We start from the raw sequence: 21,055 nt of genomic DNA, 5'->3' as shown, positions 1-21,055 counted from the left end.
GACGACATGAACAATGCATTCATACAGAAGAGCAGGCACGGCCTGGCAGGGAAACTGACATTGGCTGCGGTGGGCGTGGGGCTGGCGTTTTGCGCCAGCATGGCGTTCGCCGCTTATCCGGAGCGGCCTATCAGCCTGGTTGTGCCGTTCCCGGCAGGGTCGGGCACAGACTCAGTGGGCCGCATTTTTGCGGAAGAGCTAAGCAAACAGCTGGGCCAGCCTGTTGTCGTTGAGAACAAGCCCGGTGCGAATGCAACGATAGCCGCCAAGTTTGTCTCGCAGGCCAAGCCTGATGGCTACACCCTGTTTGTTACCACGAATACCTCGCATTCCGCGGCGCCCTGGCTCATGAAAGACGTGTCGTATGACCCAGTGAAGGATTTCACCCCGATTGCGCGTGGCGGAAATCTCCCCTTTCTGCTCGTCACCAATCCTTCGAGGCCCTACAAAACTGTGCAGGATCTGGTTGATTATGCCAAGGCGCATCCTGGCGATGTTACCTATGCCAGTGGCAACAGCACCGGCATTGTTGCTGGCGGAACACTGGGCGTGGCGGCAGGGCTCGATCTCCTGCATGTACCGTACAAAGGCACGCCCCAGGCATTGACGGATCTTGTAGGCGGCCAGGTTGATTTCATGTTCACGGATGTGACGTCAGGAAAGCCGTTCGTGGACAATGGCCGACTGCGCGCGCTGGCGGTGTCGACTGCCGCAAGAAGCCAGTTGCTGCCTGATTTGCCATCCATGGAAGAGGCTGGTGTTCCCAATTTTGATATCAATTCATGGAATGGCTATTTCGGGCCTGCAGGGATGTCGCCCGACATAGTGGCAACGTTGAATACAGCCATCAACAAAATCGTGGCCGATCCGGACGTGAAAGCGAGGCTGGCGCAACTGGGTTTTGACGCGTTCAGTGGTACGCCCGAAGAATTTGCCAAGTTTGTGAGTGATCAGTACCAGCTCTGGGGAGCGTTGATCAAGGCTGCGAACATCGCACCGCAATGAGCCAGCGCAATGTGGAAACTGCTTCGACAGTGTCTTGTCCGCAGGCCGCCGGCCCGTTGGAAGGCATCCGCATTCTTGATTTGAGTGCTGTGGTGATGGGGCCTTATGCAACCCAGATACTGGGTGATCTGGGCGCTGATGTGATCAAGCTGGAACCCCCCGCTGGCGATAACATGCGGGCGGTGGGGCCTATGCGAAATCCAGGCATGGGCGCGATTTATCTGCACTTGAATCGGAACAAGCGGTCTGTTGCACTTGATCTCAAGACTGCCCCGGGGCGTGAAGCTTGCCTGGCGCTCGCCAGAACGGCGGACGTGCTGCTTTATAACACCCGGCCGCAGGCCATGGCGCGGCTGGGGCTGGCCTATGACGATGTGGCGGCTGTGAATCCTCGCATTGTTTATGTCGGTGCATATGGCTTCGGTTCGGGGGGAGCCTATGCAGGCAGGCCCGCCTATGATGACCTGATTCAGGGCATGACGGCGATTCCATCGCTGTATCAGCAGAATTCGGGCGATGTGCCCCGTTACGCGCCGTTGACCCTTGCGGATCGTGCGGTCGGCATGCACGTGGCGATTGCCATGCTTGCGGGTGTACTGCGCGCCCGCATGTCCGGGCGGGGCCAGGCGATCGAGGTGCCTATGTTCGAAGCCATGTCCCAACTGGTGCTGGGCGATCATCTGGGCGGTAAAACGTTCGACCCTCCCGCGGGTGATACGGGGTATTCGCGTTTGCTTGTTTCGTACCGTCGACCGTACGCGACACTGGATGGGCATATCAGTCTGCTGATTTACAACGACAAGCATTGGTCCAAGTTCTTTCACTTGATAAATCGCGCGGATCTATTGCAGGATGCCCGATTCTGTTCTCATACCGCCCGCGCCGAGCATATCGACGAAGCCTACCGGCTTGTAGCCGAAACCATTGCAACCCGAACGAGCGCTTACTGGCTGGGAGCGTTCGACAAGGCGGATATACCGGTTGCGCCGCTGTACAGCGTGGACGACTTGATAGAAGACCCTCATTTGCGGGAAGTCGGCATGCTCAAGCATCTTGAGCATGCTTCGGAAGGAAGCCTGCGTACGCCGGCGCCTGTTGGCAACTATTCTGAAACGCCGCTCAGCATACGCAGGAATGCGCCTCGCCTTGGCGAGCACACGCAAGAGCTTCTCCTCGAAGCGGGATTTGATGAATCGGCGGTTGCCGCAATGGTCGATGCCGGCGCGGCTGTGCGCGACACTCACCACAATGGAACAACAACATGAGTTTTGTACTGACTGACGAGCAGCAGGCCCTGGTTGCTGGCATCGAAGCCGTTTGCAGCCAATATCCGGATGATTACTGGCTGGAAAGAGACCGTGATGGCGCATATCCTCACGCCTTTCACCGCGACCTTGCCGACGGTGGCTGGCTGGGTATTGCCATGCCCGAACAGTTCGGTGGATCCGGGTTGGGCATGACCGAAGCGGCCTTGATGATGCAGGCCATCTCGGCCTCGGGGGCCGGATTTTCCGGCGCATCGGCAGTTCATATGAATATTTTCGGCTTGAATCCTGTTGTGGTGTTCGGTCGCGAAGCGCAGCAGGCAGCGGCACTGCCGCCTTTGATCAAGGGCGAGCAGAAGGCGTGTTTTGCGGTGACGGAGCCAGATGCTGGCCTTGATACGACCAAACTGACAACGCGCGCACAGCGCGATGGCGACGAGTATGTCGTGCATGGCCGCAAGATCTGGATATCGACCGCGCAGGTGGCGGACAAGATGTTGCTGCTGGCCCGCACGACGCCATTGTCTGATGTAAAAAAACCGACGCAAGGCCTGTCCTTGTTCTACACGGATATTGATCGAAGCAGGATTGAGGTGCGCGAGATCGAGAAAATGGGCCGCAAGTCAGTGGACTCCAATATGCTGTTCATCGATGGCCTCAGAATACCGGCTGACCATCGCATCGGCGAGGAGGGCAGAGGATTTGAGTACATTCTGCATGGTCTGAATCCGGAGCGCATACTGATCGCCGCCGAGGCGGTCGGGCTTGGCCGCGCGGCCTTGTCCAAGGCAGTTGCCTACGCAAATGAGCGCGTGGTGTTTGGACGGGTGATCGGCAAGAACCAGGGTGTTCAGCACCCATTGGCCGTAGCCTGGATGCAACTGGAGGCCGCCGACCTGATGGTGCGCAAAGCGGCATGGCTTTATGACGAAGGCATGCCCTGCGGCGAGTTTGCCAACTCGGCCAAGTACCTGGCTGCCGAAGCTGCATTCAATGCCTGCCAGACAGCTGTGCTGACGCTGGGCGGCATGGGGTATGCCAAGGAGTATCATGTCGAGCGCTATTTGCGTGAAAGCTTCATCCCGCGGATCGCGCCCGTCAGCCCGCAGTTGATCATGTGCTTCATCGCCGAGAAAGTACTGGGGCTGCCTAAATCGTACTGAGGATTGTGTGGTCATGTCTGACCGAAAAAATGAAAGCAACGTCAAGACAGCGTTGCGGGTGATTGAAATCATCGAAATATTTGCCCGGGAGGCCAGGCCGCTGGCTTTGTCGGAACTGGCCAGGCAGCTGGATGCGCCGGTTTCAAGCTGCCTGGCCCTGCTGCGCACCCTGACCAGCCTGGGCTATCTCTATGAAACGGGTCGGCGGCAAGGGTATTATCCAACCGGCCGGCTACTCGCCATGGCTCACCGCATATCGCGCGCGGATCCTATTCTGGAAAAGGTGGAGCCCAGTCTTGAAGAGTTGCGGCAAACCACATCCGAGACCATTGTGCTGGCCAAGGTGGGGCAGGATCAGCGTGTGGTGTATCTCGAAGTGCTGCCGTCCCCTAATCCCATCAGCTATGTTGCTGTGCCTGGCGAACGAAAAGACTTGCATGCCAATTCGCTGGGCAAAGCGTTGCTGTCGACCATGGATGAGACCGAACGCAAGCGCCTGCTGGAAGGCCGCCCACTCAAACGTTACAGCGAGCGTACGCTTGTTAGCCTTGCGGACATCGAGTTGGACATCAAGGCTTCGCTCGAGCGCGGCTGGTTCGCCAATCGCGGCGAATCCATGCGCGATGTGGGCGCCATTGCCTGGCCCCTGATGCTTTCGGGCGGCCATTACGCGATTTCGATCGCGGGGCCCCTATACCGCATAGAAAGTCAATTGGAGGAGCATGCCCGAAAACTACGGGTGGCCTGCCGCTTTATTGAACAAAATCTGTAGCCCAGGCAGGGCGGTTCAACAACGAAGCTGTCAATCCAGCGATTGCAATAGTCTCGCCGTTTCAAACATGGGCAGACCCATCACGCCTGTATAACTGCCCTGGATGGATTGCACGAACATACCGCCACACCCTTGTATGCCATAAGCTCCGGCCTTGCCGGCAGGCTCGCCCGTGGCGCAGTAGGCATCGATATCGGCGCCGGTCAGGGCACGGAAGTTGACGTGGGTCACCGAGACGTCTTCGATCAAGGTTTTTTGATGCGCGAGAACCACCGCAGTATGCACGGCATGCGTGCGCCCAGAGAGGCGGGCCAGCATTTCGCGTGCTTCGTCGTTGCTGCGTGGTTTCCCTAGAATGTCGCCGTCCAGGATCACGGTTGTGTCGGCGCAGAGCACAGGCAGCAGCCAGCCTGGTTGCGCGTGGGCGTCCTGGGCGGGTCGGTGTTGTTGATAGGTTGGCAAGGGGCCATCCAGGCCGCCAGCACTGACTGGATTGGTGTTTCGGGCGGCCAGTTGTTCGAGCCAGTGCGTGGCACGCTGCGCCTTTTCGCGGGCGGTGCGGCGCACATAGATGTCGGGAGATTCGCCCGGAAGTTGGGGCTCGTCTTCTCCTTCTGGCGCGGGAACGCGCAAGACCTGATGCTGGACCCCCATCAGGGTGAGTATCTCGTGGCGCCGGGGGCTGGCCGAGGCCAGGTAAATGGGTGGCAACTTGAACAGACTGGCAGCCCGCATCACCGCACCTTGAGAATTTTCATGCCATTGGTGCCGCCGCTGTTGCTATAGAAATCGCCCTTGGTCAGGATGACCCAGTCGCCTTTTTTGAGCAGGCCGCGTTCGGTCAGTTTCTCGATAGCGTGATCGCTGACGGCGGCGGGGTCGATCTTTGCGGCATCGAAAGGAACCGTGTAGACGCCGCGAAACATCGCCGCGCGACGCTGCGTGCCTGGATGGCGCGTGTAACAGTAGATGGGTACGCCTGAGCGGATGCGGGACATGATAAGCGGGGTATGGCCGCTTTCGGTCAGACTGATGATGGCCTTGACGCCCGGAAAGTGATTGGCGGCGTACATGGACGCTAACGCAATGGTTTCATCGCAACGGTTAAACGTTTCACCCAAGCGATGTCCCGAGCGGGTCGTGGTGGGTTCTTGTTCGGCACCCAGGCACACCCTGGCCATCGCCGTGACGGCTTGTACGGGATAGTTGCCTGACGCGCTCTCGGCAGACAACATGACCGCGTCGGTGTAGTCGAGCACCGCGTTGGCGACATCGGAGACTTCAGCCCGGGTAGGCATGGGGCTGCTGACCATGGACTCCATCATCTGCGTGGCCGTGATCACCAGCTTGTTGAGCGTGCGCGCATGTTGAATGATGCGTTTCTGTATGCCTACAAGCCGCGCATCGCCGACCTCCACGCCCAGGTCGCCGCGCGCAACCATGACTGCGTCGCTGACCTTGATAATTGCATCAAGCGCGCGGTCGTCGGCTACGGCTTCGGCGCGTTCAATCTTGGCAACAATCCAGGCCTTGCTGCCGGCTTCCTGGACCAGTTTTCGGGCTTGCTGAATATCGCTGCCATAGCGTGGAAAGGAAACAGCCACATAATCCATCTGCAGCTCGGCCGCCAGCTTGATATCTTCTTTATCCTTATCCGTGAGGCTGGGCGCTGATATGCCGCCGCCGCGACGATTGATGCCCTTGTTGTTGGACAGCGGGCCACCCACGGTCACGGTAGTGTGAACGGCATGTTCTTCGACAGCGTCCACCACCAGCACCACGCGCCCATCATCGAGCAGCAGTTCATCACCCGGCTTGCAGTCCTGCACGAGGCTGGGGTAGTCGATACCGACAATGCTGCTGTCTCCTTCCTCGGGCGGATGACTGTTGGACAGCGTGAAGGGCTGGCCCGCGGACAGCGTGACGCTGCCCTCCCGGAAGCGTGCGATACGGATTTTGGGCCCTTGCAGATCGCCCATGATGGCGACGAAACGGCCATGTTTGGCGGAGAGCTCGCGTACCAACCGTGCCCGTTCGCGATGATCGTCGGCCTCGCCGTGCGAAAAATTCAACCGCGCGACGTCCATGCCGGCCAGAATGAGTTGCTCGATGACTTCGGGGTTGCTGGAAGCGGGCCCCAGCGTAGCGACGATTTTTGTGCGGCGGATAGTCATGGCGTAAGGGTCCGTGTGATCAGGCGCGATGATAAGGATGTCCAGTCATGATAGCCCACGCACGGTAGAGTTGTTCAGCCAGCAGCACGCGGACCATGGGGTGGGGAAGCGTAAGCGAGGACAGGCGCAGCCGGCCATGGCAATGGCGCTTGAAATCGGCGTCAAGGCCGTCTGGCCCGCCTACGATGAAGACCACATCCTGGCCACCACCGCGCCATTTTTCGAGTTCGCGCGCAAGACTCATGGTGTCGAGATCCTTGCCGTGTTCGTCCAGTGCCAGGCGCAGTGTGCCGGCGGGGATGGCGTTTTCGATGCGGCGTGCTTCAGCCAGCATCATCTGGACTGGCGTTTTGCCGGATGTTCGCGGTTCGGGCTTGATTTCCCGCATTTCGAGCTGGCAGTCTGCCGGCAGCCGGCGAGCGTAGTCTTTCCAGCCTGCCTCGACCCAGTCTGGCATGCGTGTTCCCACCGCCACAACAATGAGTTTCATGGGGCAGCCCGCCGCGAATCAATCTTGGCCGAGGTCGTCGTAGGCGTCGAATGTTTCGGCGATGACAGGCTGCGTAGACTGCGGCAGCAGCTTGACGCGCACGGGCCTGCCGCCCCAGATTTCCTCGAGGTTATAGTATTGGCGCACCATGGGTTGCATGCAGTGCACAACGACGTCGCCCAGATCGACCAATACCCATTCGCCGGTGTCTTCGCCCTCGTAGGCGACGATGGGGATTTTATGTTCACGCGCCTTGTCTGCCACGCTCGATGCGAGGGACCGCGTCTGGCGATTGGATGTGCCGCTGGCAATGATCACGCGGTCGAACAGCCCCGTGATGTGAGTGGTATTGAAGATTTTGATATCCTGGGCTTTGACGTCTTCAAGCGCATCAATGACCAGGCGTTGCAGTTTTTGTATATCCATGTAGTGACTATACCGTGTCCTTCAGGCCGCTGGAGATCCGTACAGCCGATTTTCCCGGATATATTGCGTGACTGCAACATCAAGAAGCCCTTTCGTGGGAAGCCCGCTGGCCAGTCGCTCGCGTATCTGGGTGGATGAGATGTCCATGGGCTCGAAAGGCAGTGTTTGGAGCGGGCGCGCCAGTTCGCGCAGCCAGTTGTCCAGAGGCTTGGGGACAGACAGGGCGGTACCAGGGCGCTGCGCCACCACCAGCCAGGCAAGACGGGCGATATCCTGCCACTGGTGCCAGGAGCAGAAATTGCTTAACTGATCCGCACCGAGTATCCAAAAGTACTCGGGGCCTGCCGGTAATTGCCTGAGGGTATCCGCGGTAAAGGTCTTGCCGCCGCGATCCAGCTCTATGGGATTGATTCGCATCACTGGATCATTTCGCGTGGCGATTTCCAGCATGGCCAGTCGGTGTTCGGCGGTGGCGGCGAGCGGCGGGCGTTGCCAGGGGTTGGCTGCGGGAATCAGTTGTACTTCATCCAGGCCCAATGTCTCCGCCGCCGTGCGACCCAGCGCGATATGAGCCAGATGCACGGGGTCGAAGCTGCCGCCCAGCAAACCCATTTTCACAGCCAGTCTCGCGGCTTGAGGTAGTTCGACAGGCTGGCTTCAGGGGTACCCGGCGCGGGTGTCCAGCTATAGCGCCAACTGGCCATGGGCGGCATGGACAGCAAAATGGACTCCGTTCGGCCGCCAGATTGCAGGCCGAACAGGGTTCCCCGGTCGAAGACGAGATTGAACTCGACATAGCGTCCGCGGCGATATGCCTGGAAATTGCGTTGCGTTTCACCGTAGTCCATCATGCGTCGCTTTTCGACAATGGGCATATAGGCATCCAGAAAACTGTTGCCGACAGACTGGACAAGCGCAAAGGACGGATCAAAGCCGTCTTCGTTCAGATCATCGAAGAACAAGCCGCCGACACCACGCGTTTCGTTGCGATGCTTCAGGAAGAAGTACTCGTCGCACCATTTTTTGTAGCGCGGATACCGGTCGTTGCCGAAGGGTGCCACGGCGTCGTGACACACCTGATGAAAGTGCCGGGCATCCTCTTCGAACGGATAGTACGGGGTGAGATCCAACCCGCCGCCAAACCAGAACACGTCTTCGCCGTTGTCGGGAGCGTGGGCGACGAATAGCCGTACGTTCATGTGCACGGTGGGTATATAGGGGTTGCGCGGGTGCAGCACCAGCGATACGCCCATGGCTTCCCAGGACCGGCCCGACAGTTCCTTGCGGTGGGCACTGGCCGACGGAGGAAGGGTTTTGCCCCGAACGTGGCTGAACAACACGCCAGCCCGTTCCAGCAGCGGGCCGCCTTCGAGGTAGCGGGACAAGCCGCCGCCGCCTTCTTCGCGCGTCCATTGCTCAGCCTCAAAACGGCTGCCGTCAGCCTTTTCCAGCGCGTCGACGATGCGTGACTGCAGGTCCAGAAAATAATCGTGAACAGTTGAAATGGGAAGTGTCATGGCACTGCGCGCCAGCCGATATCGCTGCGATACTGCTGGCCATCGAAATGGGTTTGTGCAATGGCGCCGTAGGCCGCGGCCTGCGCGCGCTTGACCGAGTCTGCCAGGACGGTGACGCACAGCACACGGCCACCGGTGGTTTTGAGTACGCCGTTGTCCAGCTTGGTGCCGGCATGGAATACAACGCAATCGTCGGTGTCCTGCGGCAGGCAGTCAATGATATCGCCGGTGCGGGGCTGGGCCGGGTAGTCCTTGGCGGCAACCACGACACCCAGGGCGCAGCGGCGGTCCCATTCGATGTCGGCCTCGTCCAGGCGTCCCGCGACGGCCAGTTCGAACACCTTGGTGAGGTCGCTCTTGATACGCATCATGATGGGCTGGGTTTCAGGATCACCCATGCGGCAATTGAACTCGAGCACCTTGAGCGGGCGCGTGGCGTCGGGACCATCCCCTATCATCAGTCCTGCATAGAGAAAACCGGTATAGGGCAAGCCATCGCGCGCCATGCCTGCCATCGTGGGCTGGATGACTTCGCGCATGATGCGATTGTGCAGTGCGGGCGTAATGACCGGCGCCGGAGAGTAAGCGCCCATGCCGCCCGTGTTGGGGCCCTGGTCGCCGTCTTTCAGGCGTTTATGGTCCTGACTGGTGGCCAGGGCCAGCACATTGCGTCCGTCGCACATGACAATGAAAGAAGCCTCTTCGCCCTGCAGGCACTCTTCGATGACGACCCGCGCGCCGGCAGCGCCGAAGGATCCGTCTCCCAGCATTTGGTCGACGGCCTGCTGCGCTTCTTGGACCGTGGCCGCCACGACCACGCCCTTGCCCGCAGCCAGACCGTCCGCCTTGACGACGATGGGTGCGCCCTGGGCGGCGATATAGGCGCGTGCCTCGGCGGGGTCGGTGAAGGTTTGGTAGGCCGCCGTAGGGATGTTGTGCCGCACCATGAAGGCCTTGGCGTAATCCTTGGAGCTTTCAAGTTGAGCTGCCGCCTGGGTGGGGCCAAATATCTTCAGGCCGGCGGCGCGAAAGGCATCGACCACCCCGGCAGCGAGGGGGGCTTCCGGACCGACCACTGTGAAGGCGATCTTTTCTTTTTGCGCAAAGGCAACGAGTTCCTCGTTGGTGGAGAGACTCACGTTCTGTATGTTCTGCGCGGTGGCGGTGCCACCATTGCCTGGGGCCACGAAGACCGTTTGTACGCGGGGAGCGCGCGCCAGGCGCCAGGCCAGGGCATGTTCGCGGCCTCCGCCGCCGATTACCAGTAGTTTCATAGCTTGCTTGTTCTTGCCCTGGGGCGAAAGGGAGTTTTCATGGGTGGCGTGGCTGCCATGGCGTGTGCCGTGTTTGTTCAGTTGGGCTCGTCGGCCTCGTCGAAAACGGCGGTAGTGTATACCTCCTGGACGTCGTCCAGGCTTTCCAATACTTCCAGCATCTTTTGCATCGTTGCCGCGTCATCGAGGGACAGTTCTGTTTCGTTCTGTGGCTTCATGGTCAGGGCTTGCACTTCGGGGATCAGGCCCGCCGCCTCGAATGCTGTCTTGACGGCTGCGTAGTCTGTAGGCGCGCTGGTGACTTCTATCACGCCTTCTTCGTCAGTCTGGACATCTTCGGCGCCGGCCTCCAGCGCGACTTCGAGGACCTGTTCTTCGGAGGTGCCCGGCGCAAACACGAACTGCCCGCAATGCTTGAACATGAAAGCGACGGAGCCTTCCTGGCCCAGGTTGCCGCCGTGCTTGGTAAAGGCGTGACGTACCTCGGCGACAGTACGGGTACGATTATCCGTCATGCAGTCGACGACAACGGCTGCGCCGCCGACGCCATAGCCTTCGTAGCGGATTTCTTCGTAATTGGCGCCGTCAGCGCCGCCTGCGCCGCGCTGAATGGCGCGCTGGATGTTGTCTTTGGGCATATTGGCGGCGGTCGCCTTGTCCCACGCCATGCGCAGGCGGGGATTGGCGTCTGGATCGGGCCCACCGGCGCGGGCTGCCACGGTGATTTCGCGTATGATTTTTGTCCAGAGCTTGCCGCGCTTGGCGTCTTGGCGACCCTTACGGTGCTGGATATTCGCCCATTTACTGTGTCCGGCCATAACCTTAGATGCAATGAATTCAGTTAAGAGAGAGTCTAGGTCCGCATTTTAACCCGTGCACGGATACTGGCATCGAATTACACTTGGGCTTCCCCTGGGCCCTCTCGCGGAAGATGAAAAATATGGCTGATCCCGTTCTCCTTGCACAGAATAATCAGGCGCAGGCCTTCCTGCTGCCCCAGCGCGCCAACCGGCATGGGTGTATCACCGGCGCGACCGGCACGGGCAAAACCGTTACCCTGCAGGTCATGGCTGAGGCATTCTCCCGCATGGGCACGCCTGTCTTCATGGCCGACGTCAAGGGCGACCTTACCGGCATCTCCCAGGCGGGCGACATCACGCCCAAGCTGGCCGAGCGACTCTCGCGCCTGGGGCTTCCCGAGCCTGTGCCCGGCGCATGTCCCGTCACCTTATGGGACGTCTTCGGCGAGCAGGGCCACCCGGTACGCGCAACGGTTTCGGATATGGGCCCGTTGCTGCTCGGGCGCATGCTGGAGTTGAATGATACCCAGGAGGGCGTGCTCAGCCTGGTTTTCAAGGTTGCCGACGACGAAGGCCAACTGCTTCTGGATATCAAGGATCTGCGCGCCATGTTGCAGAACGTTGCAGACCGCGCCTCCGAACTGCGCACGCGGTACGGGAACGTCTCCTCTGCCTCCATCGGCGCCATACAGCGCAGCCTGCTGCGGCTGGAAAGCCAGGGCGCGGAGCATTTTTTTGGCGAACCGATGCTCGATATCTTCGATTTGATCCGGATCGATGCCAAAGGGCATGGCATGGTCAACATTCTGGCTGCCGACAAGCTCATGCAGTCGCCTCGCCTCTATGCCGTCTTTCTCCTGTGGCTGCTGGCCGATATTTACGAAAAATTGCCGGAGGTAGGCGATCCGGATAAGCCAAAGCTGGTGTTTTTCTTCGATGAAGCGCATTTGCTGTTCAATGACGCCCCCAAAGCGTTGCTGGAGAAAATCGAGCAGGTTGTGCGGCTCGTGCGTTCCAAGGGCGTAGGGGTTTATTTTGTGACGCAGAATCCTTTGGATATCCCCGATGTCGTGCTCGGGCAATTGGGCAATCGGGTTCAGCACGCCTTGCGTGCCTTCACGCCGCGCGATCAAAAGGCGGTGCGCACTTCCGCGGAAACCATGCGGCCCAACCCCGGCCTGGATGTTGCCGCAGCCATTACGGAGCTTGGCGTGGGCGAGGCGCTGGTTTCCCTGCTGGATGCCAAGGGTAGCCCGGCGCCCACCGAACGCGTGTGGATGCTGGCGCCAGGCAGTCGGATTGGGCCTGCCACAGACAGCGAGCGCCGCGCCATCCGCGCTGCGTCGACGCTAGGCGGCAAATATGAGCAGGTCGTGGACCGCGAATCTGCCTACGAGGTGCTTGCCGCGCGTGCAGCGGCCGGCGCTGAGGCGGATCAGGCTGCCGGCGGCGCCAGATCGTCGAGCCCGGCACAGCAAAGTGACGGGGACGGCGGTCTCTTGGGTACGGTCAACGATTTCCTGTTTGGATCCGTAGGGCCACGGGGAGGGCGGCGCGAAGGTGTGGTGCAGTCCGCGGTCAAGAGCGCCATCCGCAGCACAGCAACCCAACTGGTGCGCGGCGTGCTGGGTTCGTTAGTGGGCAAGCGTAGCCGTCGCTAGGCTAGGTCTGCGCCATCAATTTTATATTTAACAATCACACAGGGGCTGAGGTGTCAAAGACTCACAAGATAGCAGTCATGGCCGGAGACGGCATAGGCAAGGAGGTCATGCCCGAGGGCGTGCGAGTGTTGGAGGCGGTGGCGGCACGGCGCGGCATCCGGTTCGACTGGCTGGAGCTGGACTGGAGCTGCGACTACTATGCCAAACATGGCCGCATGATGCCCGAAGACTGGAAATCCCGGTTGATGGATCAGGAAGCCATTTTCTTTGGCGCCATCGGCTGGCCTGAAACCGTGCCGGATCATGTGGCGCTCTGGGAGTCGCTGTTCAAGTTTCGCCGCGAGTTCGACCAGTACATCAATCTGCGTCCGGTGCGCCTGATGCCTGGCATCCCTTCGCCACTGGTGGGGCGAAAGCCGGGAGATATCGATTTTTACATTGTTCGTGAAAATACCGAAGGCGAATACTCCAATAGCGGCGGGCGCCTGTTTGCAGGCACGCAGCGCGAGGTCGTCATCCAGGAAAGCGTGTTTACGCGGGTCGGTGCAGACCGCGTGCTCAAGTTTGCCTTTGAGCTGGCAGAAAAACGAGGCAGGCATGTGACGGCCGCCACCAAGTCAAACGGCATTTCGATCTCGATGCCGTGGTGGGATGAGCGTGTTGCGGATATTGCTACCCAGTACCCGGATGTGCGCTGGGATAAATACCATATCGACATCCTGTGCGCGCACTTTGTGCAACACCCTGACTGGTTCGATGTGGTGGTCGCCTCCAATCTTTTTGGCGACATCCTGTCCGATCTTGGCCCGGCCTGCACAGGCACGATCGGGATCGCTCCGTCGGCCAATTTGAATCCGGATCGCCTTTTTCCGTCGCTGTTCGAGCCGGTACATGGATCCGCGCCCGATATCTACGGCAAAAACATTGCCAACCCCATCGGCCAGATATGGAGTGGCGCGCTGATGCTGGATTTCCTGGGCTACCCCCAGGCCAGCGCCGACGTGATGACGGCTATTGAGACTGTGCTGGCAGAAGGTCCGCGTACGCCCGACATGGGCGGCAAGGCGACGACGCAGGAAATCGGCAAGGCGATCGCCGAGCTCGTGGCCAAGGCTGGCTGAGCGGGCAGCCAAGCCGCGGGTGACGCTGCCGCCTTGAGGCGCGCAGCGGTTTCTGCACGGCGGGGGGCCTGCAAATGGCAACACGGTTTTTTGCCGCGTCGCCGGTCACCGCGCCGGGCATCAGGCGGACTTGTCCGCCTGCCGCAATCCGGACCACACAATCGCACCGACCATCATCGCCCCGCCAAACAAGGCCCTGATCGAAGGGTATTGCGCAAACAGGATTGCAGCAAAGAAAATGGCATATACGGGCTCCAGGGCGATGACAATGCCTGCGCTGCGTGCTTCCAGTACCATCAGGCTGGCCACCATCAAATAGTGCGACAAGGCCGTGCAGAGAACGCCGAGCATGGCCAGCCATATCCAGTCTATGGTGCCAAACCCGCCCAGGGATGACCAGCCAAAAGGCAGGGTCAGCGCCAGCACAAACAGGTTTTCCCAGCACGCGACCTGCTGGGCGGGCAGTTTGGCTGCCGCCCGGCGGTTGATCAGCGTGAACAGGGCAAAGGTCAGACCGGATACGATGGCCCAGGCCAGGCCGATGGTGGCGTCGTCACGAAAATCGAATGATGGCGTGACCAGAATCAGGCCTGCCGTCACGATGGCAAGAATGGCCCATTCTGTGCGGTTTATTTTTGCTTTGAACACAAAATATTCGCACAGGGTAATGAAGGCGGGAAAGCTGGCAAAACCCAATGTGGCAATGGCCACGCCTGCGATTTTCACCGACAGGAAAAATGTGGCCCAGTGCACGGCCAGCATGATGCTGGCCATAAAAAGCAGGAGCAGGTTATGGCGGTTGAGGTTTCGAAAAGGAGAACTGTTGCGAAAGCGCAGCACCCCGTAGAGCGCAAGCACGGCGAAACCGGCGCGCCCCGCGGTGATGGCCATCGGGTCGCCCTGTATGAGCTTGCCGAAGATGCCGGTCAGGCCAAATAATACGGCTGCGATATGAATCGCAAAAAGCGCCCGTTGACGATTCATGTTTTCAGGTACAGAGTCGCGATATGGATTTAAACTAGCGCGTGACTGAGCAGCGCAAAAAAACGGCAGCGCGACACTTATGCAAGGAGCTTCTTTTGGAAACCCAGGTCAAAGCAATACGCATCGAACAGCATGGCGGTCCGGATGTCCTTAAACTGGCAACGATAGACGTACCCGCCCCACAGAAAAACGAAGTAACTATACGCCAAAAAGCGGTTGGCCTTAATTTTATCGATATCTACTTCCGCACTGGCCTATATCCGCATCCGTTGCCGCATGGGCTGGGATTCGAAGCCTCGGGTATCGTCGAGGCGGTTGGAGAAAACGTCAGGCACTTGAAGGTCGGCGACCGCGTGGCATATGGCCAAAGCCCCATCGGCGCCTATGCCGAAGCGCATAACGTGCCTGCTGAACGTGTGGTCAAGATTCCACGCGGTGTCAGTTTCGAGGACGCCGCGGCCCTGATGCTCAAGGGCCTGACGGTGCAGTATCTTTTTCGCCAGACATACCGGCTGCAGGGCGGTGAAACCATATTGTTTCACGCGGCGGCCGGCGGGGTGGGCCTGATTGCCTGCCAATGGGCCAGGGCACTGGGCGTCAAGCTCATCGGCACGGTGTCCACCCCCGAGAAGGCGGCGCTTGCCAAGGCCAATGGCGCCTGGGAGGTCATCGACTACTCGCGCGAGAATGTTGCCGAGCGTGTGCTCGAATTGACCGATGGGCGTAAAGTGCCTGTGGTCTACGATGGCGTGGGCAAGGATACCTGGAGCACGTCGCTCGACTGTCTTGAGCCTCGCGGCCTGATGGTCAGCTTTGGCAACGCGTCTGGTCCCGTCGAAGGGGTCAATCTGGGGGTGCTGGCCGCCAAGGGTTCGTTGTTCGTGACGCGGCCCAAGCTGGGGGACCATGTCACCACCCACGAAAAAATGCAATCCGCGTCCGATGAGCTCTTTGGGCTAGTAACCAAAAAGAAAATCCGTATCGCCATTGGACAGCGCTTTGCGCTGGAAGATGCCGGTGCGGCCCAGGAGGCGCTGGCCGCCCGCAAGACCACGGGCGCGACCATCCTTACGCTGGAGTAAGCCTTTCTGAAGGCGCGCGCAGGGGGGAGCGGTAGCGCGTTCCTGCGTGCAGCCATAGCAAAACCGGGATGTACATACATCCCGGTTTTGCGTCAGCCTTCTTCGTGATAGCGCCTGACGCGCTCGACTTCTTCCTTGGATCCCAATACAACGCCCACGCGCTGGTGCAGCGCTTCGGGCTGAATGTCCAGAATGCGCTGGTTTCCGTCTATGGCAGCGCCGCCCGCCTGTTCGATGATGAAACTCATGGGGTTGGCTTCGTACATTAACCGCAGTTTTCCCTTTTTGCCCGAAGCGCGGTTGTCACGTGGGTACATGAATAGGCCGCCACGCGTCAGAATGCGATGCACATCGGCCACCATGGACGCGATCCAGCGCATGTTGTAATCCTTGCCCAACGAGCCTTCCTTGCCGGCCAGACAGTCGTCGATATACCGCTTGACCGGCGCTTCCCAGTGGCGCATGTTGGACATATTGATGGCGAATTCCGACGTCTGCTCGGGAATGTTGAGGTCTTCGCCTGTCAGCAGCCACGAGCCCATTTCCTTGTCCAGGGTAAAGGACACCACGCCCGTGCCCACCGTGAGCACCAGCGTTGTTTGCGGTCCGTAGACGGCGTAGCCGGCGGCCACCTGACGCGAGCCGGGCTGCAGGAAATCCTGCTCATCCACATCCTGCCCGGACGTATGATGCGGCGCCTGCAGCACCGAAAAAATAGTACCAATGGATACGTTGACGTCGATATTCGAAGAACCGTCCAGGGGATCGAACAGCAACAGGTATTCGCCCTTGGGGTAGCGGTTGGGAATCAGGTGGATGGTTTCCATTTCCTCGGAGGCCATGGCGGCAAGATGGCCGCCCCACTCATTGGCTTCCAGCAGAATTTCATTGGACATGACATCCAGCTTCTTCTGCACTTCACCCTGCACGTTTTCTGTGCCCAGGCTGCCAAGCACGCCGCCCAGCGCACCTTTGCTCACGGCGTGGCTAATGGCCTTGCAGGCGCGCGCCACGGTTTCGATCAGCAGGCGTACTTCGGCTGAGACCGCCTGCTTTTTTCGCTGTTGTTCGACCAGATACTGGGTCAGGGTTTTGCGTGACATGAATGCTCCGTCAATTATATTTTCAAGGCTTTGGAAATGATTTCGGCGACATTGCGTGACAGCTCGGGGTGTTGCTGAACCTGCTCCAGCGCAGCACGCATGCCGCTGCGCTGGGGTTCCGCAAAACGCGCCCAATTGTCGAAGGCGCGTGCCAGGCGCGCGGCGACCTCGGGATTCAGACTGTTCAGGGCCAATACCTGGTCCGCCCAGAAATCGTAGCCCTGTACATTGTGTATCCCCTGGAGGTTGTTCATGCAGAACTGAAAAATGAGCGCACGCGCGCGATTGGGATTGCGAAGCGAAAACGCCGGATGCAGCATCAGGGAGCGCATGGTTTCCACCGTAGCGTCCGGCGCCGTGGCCTGCAGCGAAAACCATTTGTCCATGACCAGCGGATCTTGCTGCCATTGCTGATAGAAGTGTTCCAGGGCTGCTGCACGTTCGCTTTCGGCGCTGTAGTGCATCAATGCGGACAATGCGCCCATTCGATCGGTCATGTTGCCGGCGCCATAATACTGCTCTCTGGCCAGGCGCCCGAATTCCGCTCCGCCCGCCATCAGATAGGACAGTGCAAGGTTCTTGAGTGCGCGTTTGCCCGCCGACACGGGATCAGGACTGTATTCCGAGCCAGCCTGGGCCAGCGTAGATTGGTAGGTTTTCTGCCACAACGGAGCCAACTGCTTGCCCAGCGCACCACGCAGTTCCCGGCAGGCCCGCACGGCGCCAAGCGGATCCAGCGGCTCGGTTTTTTCGAGCAACTCCTTCTCGCTCGGCAGGCTAAGTACGCGTGCCTTGTAGGCATCGGTAATGTTGTCGTCCTGCAGTAGGCTGCGCCAGGTGTCGATGAACAGGGGATCGACGGTCGATTGGCTGGCGCCCGCGCTCACCATTTTGAGCAACTGGCGCGAAGCCAGCTCACGGCCCGCCTCCCAGCGGGCGAACGGGTCTGTGTCGTGTTGCGCCAGCAGGGCCAGATCGGCATCAGGGCGGTCAAATTCCACCATGACGGGGGCTGAGAAGTTGCGCAGCAGAGAGGGCACCGGCGCTTCAGGGATATTTTCGAATGTCCACGTCTGCTGTGCCTCGGTAAGCTCCAGCAACACAGTCTCGGCGCTTTTGCCTTCGTGAGAAAGCGCAAGCGAGCGCCCGTCGCGGCCCAGCAAGCCCAGGGCAAACGGGATGTGCAGCGGTGGTTTGGCGACCGGAGGATCCTGGAGTTTTTCGATACCGGCGGGGGCGCAGCGCTGGCGTAGCGTGATTGAGCAGGTCTGTGTTGCCTGGTTCCAGGACAGGGTGACCGTGACGCGCGGCGTTCCTGCCTGGTTGTACCAGCGCCTGAACACTTGCAGGTCTTTACCCGGGTTCCGCTGACTGTACACCGACTCCATTGCACTGACGAAGTCGTCGCAAGTTACTGCTTGACCATCGTGCCGGCGAAAATACTCGTCAAGGCCCGCCCGGAAGCCCGCTTCGCCCAGCAAGGTATGTTGCATGCGGACGACTTCGGCGCCTTTTTCGTACACCGTCGCGGTATAAAAATTGCCGATCTCCTGATAGCTCTCAGGGCGAATCGGGTGCGCCATCGGGCCAGCGTCTTCCGGAAACTGCGCGATGCGCAAGGTGGTGACATCGTCAATGCGCTTGACGGCGCGCGCGCTGACCGCCTCGGTACCTTCCAATCCTTGGGCCAACATATCTGCCGAGAATTCCTGGTCCCGAAACACGGTAAGCCCTTCTTTCAGGGACAGCTGAAACCAATCCCGGCAGGTCACGCGATTGCCGGTCCAGTTATGGAAGTATTCGTGGCCGATGACCGCCTCAATGGCGCGGTAGGCCGCATCGGTGGCCGTGTCCTTGTCCGCCAATACATAGGCGGAATTGAAGATATTGAGGCCCTTGTTTTCCATCGCGCCCATATTGAAGTCGCGAGCCGCGACCACCATGAATCGGTCCAGGTCCAGCGCCAGGCCAAAACGCTGCTCGTCCCAGCGCACTGAGCGGGCCAGGCAATCCAGCGCCCAGGCGGTCTTGGCGCCCGAACCCCGGTCGCTGTAGACCTGCAACAGGGCTGAACGGCCACTGCGCGTGGTGAGCGTGTGCTCGCGACATTCGAAATCGCCTGCGACCAGCGCGAACAGATAACTTGGCTTGAGATGAGGGTCTTCCCAGATTGCCTCGTGGCGTCCCTCGGACAGGTCTTGCTGGGCCACGAGATTGCCATTGGAAAGGAGCAGGGGGTAGCGCTTCTTGTCGGCCCGCAGATGTACGCGATAGCGAGCCATGACATCGGGACGATCCGGAAACCACGTGATGCGACGAAAGCCTTCGGCTTCGCACTGCGTGAACAGTTGATCGCCTGACACATAAAGCCCCATGAGCGAGGAATTGTCCGCGGGTCTGCAAAGACTGGTGATCTCCAGCGTAAAGCGGGCTTGCTCCGGGTACAGGGTCAGTGTGCTGTCTGCAAGCTCATACTCATCTGAACTGAGTGGCTTGCCGTCAAGGACCAGGCTCAGGAGCTCCAGGTCTTCGCCATTCAGAATCAAGGCGTCGCCCTGGCTTCCTGCCCGCTCGAACTGCAGTGTGGCGCGTACCGTCGTTTGGGCCGGATCCAGATCGAAGAGCAGTTCGACGGCTGGAAGCCGGTAAGGATAAGGCTTGTAATCGAGGCGAGTGATGGTCGGGGCTGTTTCAGTGCGCATGACAAGTGTTTCATCAGGTTCCAAGTGTTCTTATTGTAGTGTTTGCGGCGTGTTGCGGTTTTTATAATAAAGATGCAACCTTTAACCGGCTTTGCTGGTCTGATAACGGGATGTATATCGTCGCTGTGCGACGTCATGAACGCGTACATGCGCAAGGGGGTAATATGTGGCACAGTCTATGGTCGCGTCAACGTGCGCTGCTCAAGTGCTGGATGATAGCGTTGAGTGTTGTATTGGTATCGGGTTGCGCATCAACCCTTTCGGCGCGTGTTACCAGCTTTCAGCAATGGCCTCCGGACGCGCAGGGTGCAAGCTATCGCATCGTGGCGGAACCCGGTCAGCGCAATAATCTGGAGTTCGATGCCGTAGCGGATATGGTTCGCGCTTCGCTTGGGCCAGTGGGCCTGGTCGAGGGCCATTCATCGCCCAATGGCAACGGAAAATCGGATGCCCGCTTCGATATCCACATCCAATATTCGAATCCGGCTACCCAGACATGGGTGCAGCGCTATCCGGATCCTTATCTGAATGATGGCTGGGGTTTCGGGCCGTCGTTCGGTTTCTTCAATGGCGGGTATCGATACTGGGGCGGCTCGGTGTTTTATTCTCCGCCGATAGAGAATGTACCGGTCATGGTTTACAAGAATACCCTGACGGTCGTCATCAATGACAGCAAAAACAACAATGCCGAAGTGTATCGATCAACCGCAGTCAACCTCAGCAGCCAAGAGAACCTGCTCCAGGCGATGCCTTATCTGGCCCAGGCGGTATTTGATAGTTTTCCCGGAAACAACGGGCAGGTAAGAGAGGTGGAATACCCCCGCCAAAGATAATCCCGGCCGAAGCCGGGATATATCGCGAAAACTGATAAGGTGCTTGGGGCGGCTCCAGGCCATCTTCAGCGACGCTGTTGCCTGGCAGGCGCCCGGCAAACAGCTTTACTGCTGGATCAGGAAGTCTGCCCGGCTTTTGCCTTCGGCTTCAGCTGTCGTGACCCAGCGTGGAGGCTTGCCGCGGCCTGTCCAGGTGTCGCCGGTTTCCGGGTTGCGGTATTTGGCTGGAACCACACGCTTTGCGGGCGTAGCCTGCTTCCGTGGCGTCTTGGTCACCGTTTTTTTGTTGAAGGCCGCTGCAATATCCTCTGGCGTGATATCGTATTCACGCATCGATCGCAGTATGCTGGTCAGGACGGGGCCCCGGCGCTTTGCCTGGAGGGTTTTGGCCTGTTTTTGAAGCCGTTGGATTTCTTTTTCAATTTTCTGAAGCGCAGAGCTTGTTTCGCGAGGCATTAGATATCCCTGTATTGATGATTTCAAGCTTATAAAGTGATGGTAGCCGAATAGGTTACGGCAGCAATGGATTCTATCGTATTTTTTATATTGAATATGGATTAAATTGCGACACAAAGCATATGCGATGAATATAGATTGAAACTAGCGGGATATATGGCTGCAATTCTACGGATTGAATGACGCAGCGGTGTTTTATTAGGCTGTTTGTTATGACAGTTTATTTA

20 protein-coding genes are annotated in these 21,055 nt (G+C 59.2%); 8 read left to right on the top strand and 12 right to left on the bottom strand.

Translation table 11 applies throughout. The features are described from left to right. Positions 1-6: 6 nt before the first annotated feature. Genes ERE07_RS12060 through ERE07_RS12045 form a run of 4 tightly spaced genes read left to right on the top strand, consistent with a single transcriptional unit; the run spans position 7 to position 4,205 of the window. Complete coding sequence (locus ERE07_RS12060; protein ID WP_425330978.1) at positions 7-1,005, top strand: Bug family tripartite tricarboxylate transporter substrate binding protein; 999 nt, start codon at positions 7-9, stop codon at positions 1,003-1,005. Continuing rightward, the gene (locus tag ERE07_RS12055) at positions 1,002-2,270 is read left to right on the top strand and encodes a CaiB/BaiF CoA transferase family protein (RefSeq protein ID WP_130009073.1); all 1,269 of its coding nucleotides are present in this window, start codon (positions 1,002-1,004) and stop codon (positions 2,268-2,270) included. The genes ERE07_RS12060 and ERE07_RS12055 overlap by 4 nt, the downstream gene beginning before the upstream one ends. Beyond that, positions 2,267-3,433 (top strand): acyl-CoA dehydrogenase family protein, encoded by a 1,167-nt coding sequence (locus ERE07_RS12050; RefSeq protein WP_130009072.1) that lies wholly within the window; start codon positions 2,267-2,269, stop codon positions 3,431-3,433. Before ERE07_RS12055 ends, ERE07_RS12050 begins: the two co-directional genes overlap by 4 nt. Positions 3,434-3,446: 13 nt before the next feature. Then, positions 3,447-4,205, top strand: coding sequence for an IclR family transcriptional regulator (locus ERE07_RS12045; RefSeq protein ID WP_130009071.1), 759 nt, complete (start codon positions 3,447-3,449; stop codon positions 4,203-4,205). Positions 4,206-4,235: 30 nt separating this feature from the next. Here the strand turns inward: ERE07_RS12045 and ERE07_RS12040 are convergent, their stop codons facing one another. The 8 genes from ERE07_RS12040 to ERE07_RS12005 form a co-directional block, all read right to left on the bottom strand. After that, positions 4,236-4,940 carry a Maf family protein gene (locus ERE07_RS12040; RefSeq protein WP_130009070.1) on the bottom strand — a complete coding sequence of 235 codons (705 nt, stop codon included), beginning with the start codon at positions 4,938-4,940 and terminating at the stop codon, positions 4,236-4,238. Continuing rightward, positions 4,940-6,379 (bottom strand): pyruvate kinase, encoded by a 1,440-nt coding sequence (gene pyk, locus ERE07_RS12035; RefSeq protein ID WP_130009069.1) that lies wholly within the window; start codon positions 6,377-6,379, stop codon positions 4,940-4,942. The genes ERE07_RS12040 and pyk overlap by 1 nt, the downstream gene beginning before the upstream one ends. A gap of 19 nt (positions 6,380-6,398) precedes the next feature. After that, a complete protein-coding gene (gene rlmH, locus ERE07_RS12030) occupies positions 6,399-6,869 on the bottom strand; it encodes a 23S rRNA (pseudouridine(1915)-N(3))-methyltransferase RlmH (protein WP_130009068.1) in 471 nt (156 codons plus the stop codon). Positions 6,870-6,887: 18 nt separating this feature from the next. Further along, a complete protein-coding gene (rsfS, locus tag ERE07_RS12025; protein ID WP_130009067.1) occupies positions 6,888-7,295 on the bottom strand; it encodes a ribosome silencing factor in 408 nt (135 codons plus the stop codon). Positions 7,296-7,316: 21 nt separating this feature from the next. Then, positions 7,317-7,907, bottom strand: coding sequence for a nicotinate (nicotinamide) nucleotide adenylyltransferase (gene nadD, locus ERE07_RS12020; protein WP_130009107.1), 591 nt, complete (start codon positions 7,905-7,907; stop codon positions 7,317-7,319). 2 nt (positions 7,908-7,909) lie between these two features. Beyond that, on the bottom strand, positions 7,910-8,812 hold the full coding sequence (hemF, locus tag ERE07_RS12015) for an oxygen-dependent coproporphyrinogen oxidase (protein ID WP_130009066.1): 903 nt from the start codon (positions 8,810-8,812) through the stop codon (positions 7,910-7,912). Beyond that, a complete protein-coding gene (gene purD / locus ERE07_RS12010) occupies positions 8,809-10,086 on the bottom strand; it encodes a phosphoribosylamine--glycine ligase (RefSeq protein ID WP_130009065.1) in 1,278 nt (425 codons plus the stop codon). The genes hemF and purD overlap by 4 nt, the downstream gene beginning before the upstream one ends. A gap of 77 nt (positions 10,087-10,163) precedes the next feature. Next, on the bottom strand, positions 10,164-10,904 hold the full coding sequence (locus ERE07_RS12005) for a YebC/PmpR family DNA-binding transcriptional regulator (RefSeq protein WP_130009064.1): 741 nt from the start codon (positions 10,902-10,904) through the stop codon (positions 10,164-10,166). 122 nt (positions 10,905-11,026) lie between these two features. On the opposite strand from ERE07_RS12005, the gene ERE07_RS12000 reads away from it, so the two are divergent. Continuing rightward, positions 11,027-12,547 carry a helicase HerA-like C-terminal domain-containing protein gene (locus ERE07_RS12000; RefSeq protein WP_130009063.1) on the top strand — a complete coding sequence of 507 codons (1,521 nt, stop codon included), beginning with the start codon at positions 11,027-11,029 and terminating at the stop codon, positions 12,545-12,547. Between the two features lie 50 nt (positions 12,548-12,597). Then, positions 12,598-13,668, top strand: coding sequence for a tartrate dehydrogenase (locus tag ERE07_RS11995; RefSeq protein ID WP_130009062.1), 1,071 nt, complete (start codon positions 12,598-12,600; stop codon positions 13,666-13,668). Positions 13,669-13,788: 120 nt separating this feature from the next. Here ERE07_RS11995 and ERE07_RS11990 read toward each other — a convergent pair whose 3' ends face one another. Further along, the gene (locus tag ERE07_RS11990; RefSeq protein ID WP_130009061.1) at positions 13,789-14,652 is read right to left on the bottom strand and encodes a DMT family transporter; all 864 of its coding nucleotides are present in this window, start codon (positions 14,650-14,652) and stop codon (positions 13,789-13,791) included. 95 nt (positions 14,653-14,747) lie between these two features. Here ERE07_RS11990 and ERE07_RS11985 point away from each other — a divergent pair, with 95 nt between their 5' ends. Continuing rightward, positions 14,748-15,734, top strand: coding sequence for a quinone oxidoreductase family protein (locus ERE07_RS11985; RefSeq protein ID WP_130009060.1), 987 nt, complete (start codon positions 14,748-14,750; stop codon positions 15,732-15,734). 92 nt (positions 15,735-15,826) lie between these two features. Here ERE07_RS11985 and ERE07_RS11980 read toward each other — a convergent pair whose 3' ends face one another. Both ERE07_RS11980 and pepN read right to left on the bottom strand, forming a co-directional pair. Beyond that, complete coding sequence (locus ERE07_RS11980; protein ID WP_130009059.1) at positions 15,827-16,837, bottom strand: class 1 fructose-bisphosphatase; 1,011 nt, start codon at positions 16,835-16,837, stop codon at positions 15,827-15,829. 14 nt (positions 16,838-16,851) lie between these two features. Then, a complete protein-coding gene (gene pepN / locus ERE07_RS11975) occupies positions 16,852-19,539 on the bottom strand; it encodes an aminopeptidase N (RefSeq protein WP_130009058.1) in 2,688 nt (895 codons plus the stop codon). Between the two features lie 164 nt (positions 19,540-19,703). Here pepN and ERE07_RS11970 point away from each other — a divergent pair, with 164 nt between their 5' ends. Beyond that, a complete protein-coding gene (locus ERE07_RS11970; protein WP_130009057.1) occupies positions 19,704-20,372 on the top strand; it encodes a DUF4136 domain-containing protein in 669 nt (222 codons plus the stop codon). A gap of 105 nt (positions 20,373-20,477) precedes the next feature. Here ERE07_RS11970 and ERE07_RS11965 read toward each other — a convergent pair whose 3' ends face one another. Continuing rightward, a complete protein-coding gene (locus ERE07_RS11965) occupies positions 20,478-20,828 on the bottom strand; it encodes an H-NS histone family protein (protein ID WP_130009056.1) in 351 nt (116 codons plus the stop codon). Positions 20,829-21,055: the final 227 nt, after the last annotated feature.

Origin of the sequence: Allopusillimonas ginsengisoli (genome assembly GCF_004153455.1) — a bacterium.
In the GTDB taxonomy this organism is placed as follows: domain Bacteria; phylum Pseudomonadota; class Gammaproteobacteria; order Burkholderiales; family Burkholderiaceae_B; genus Allopusillimonas; species Allopusillimonas ginsengisoli.
Note: the sequence above shows the minus strand (reverse complement) of the source record. Positions and strands in the feature narration are given on the sequence as shown.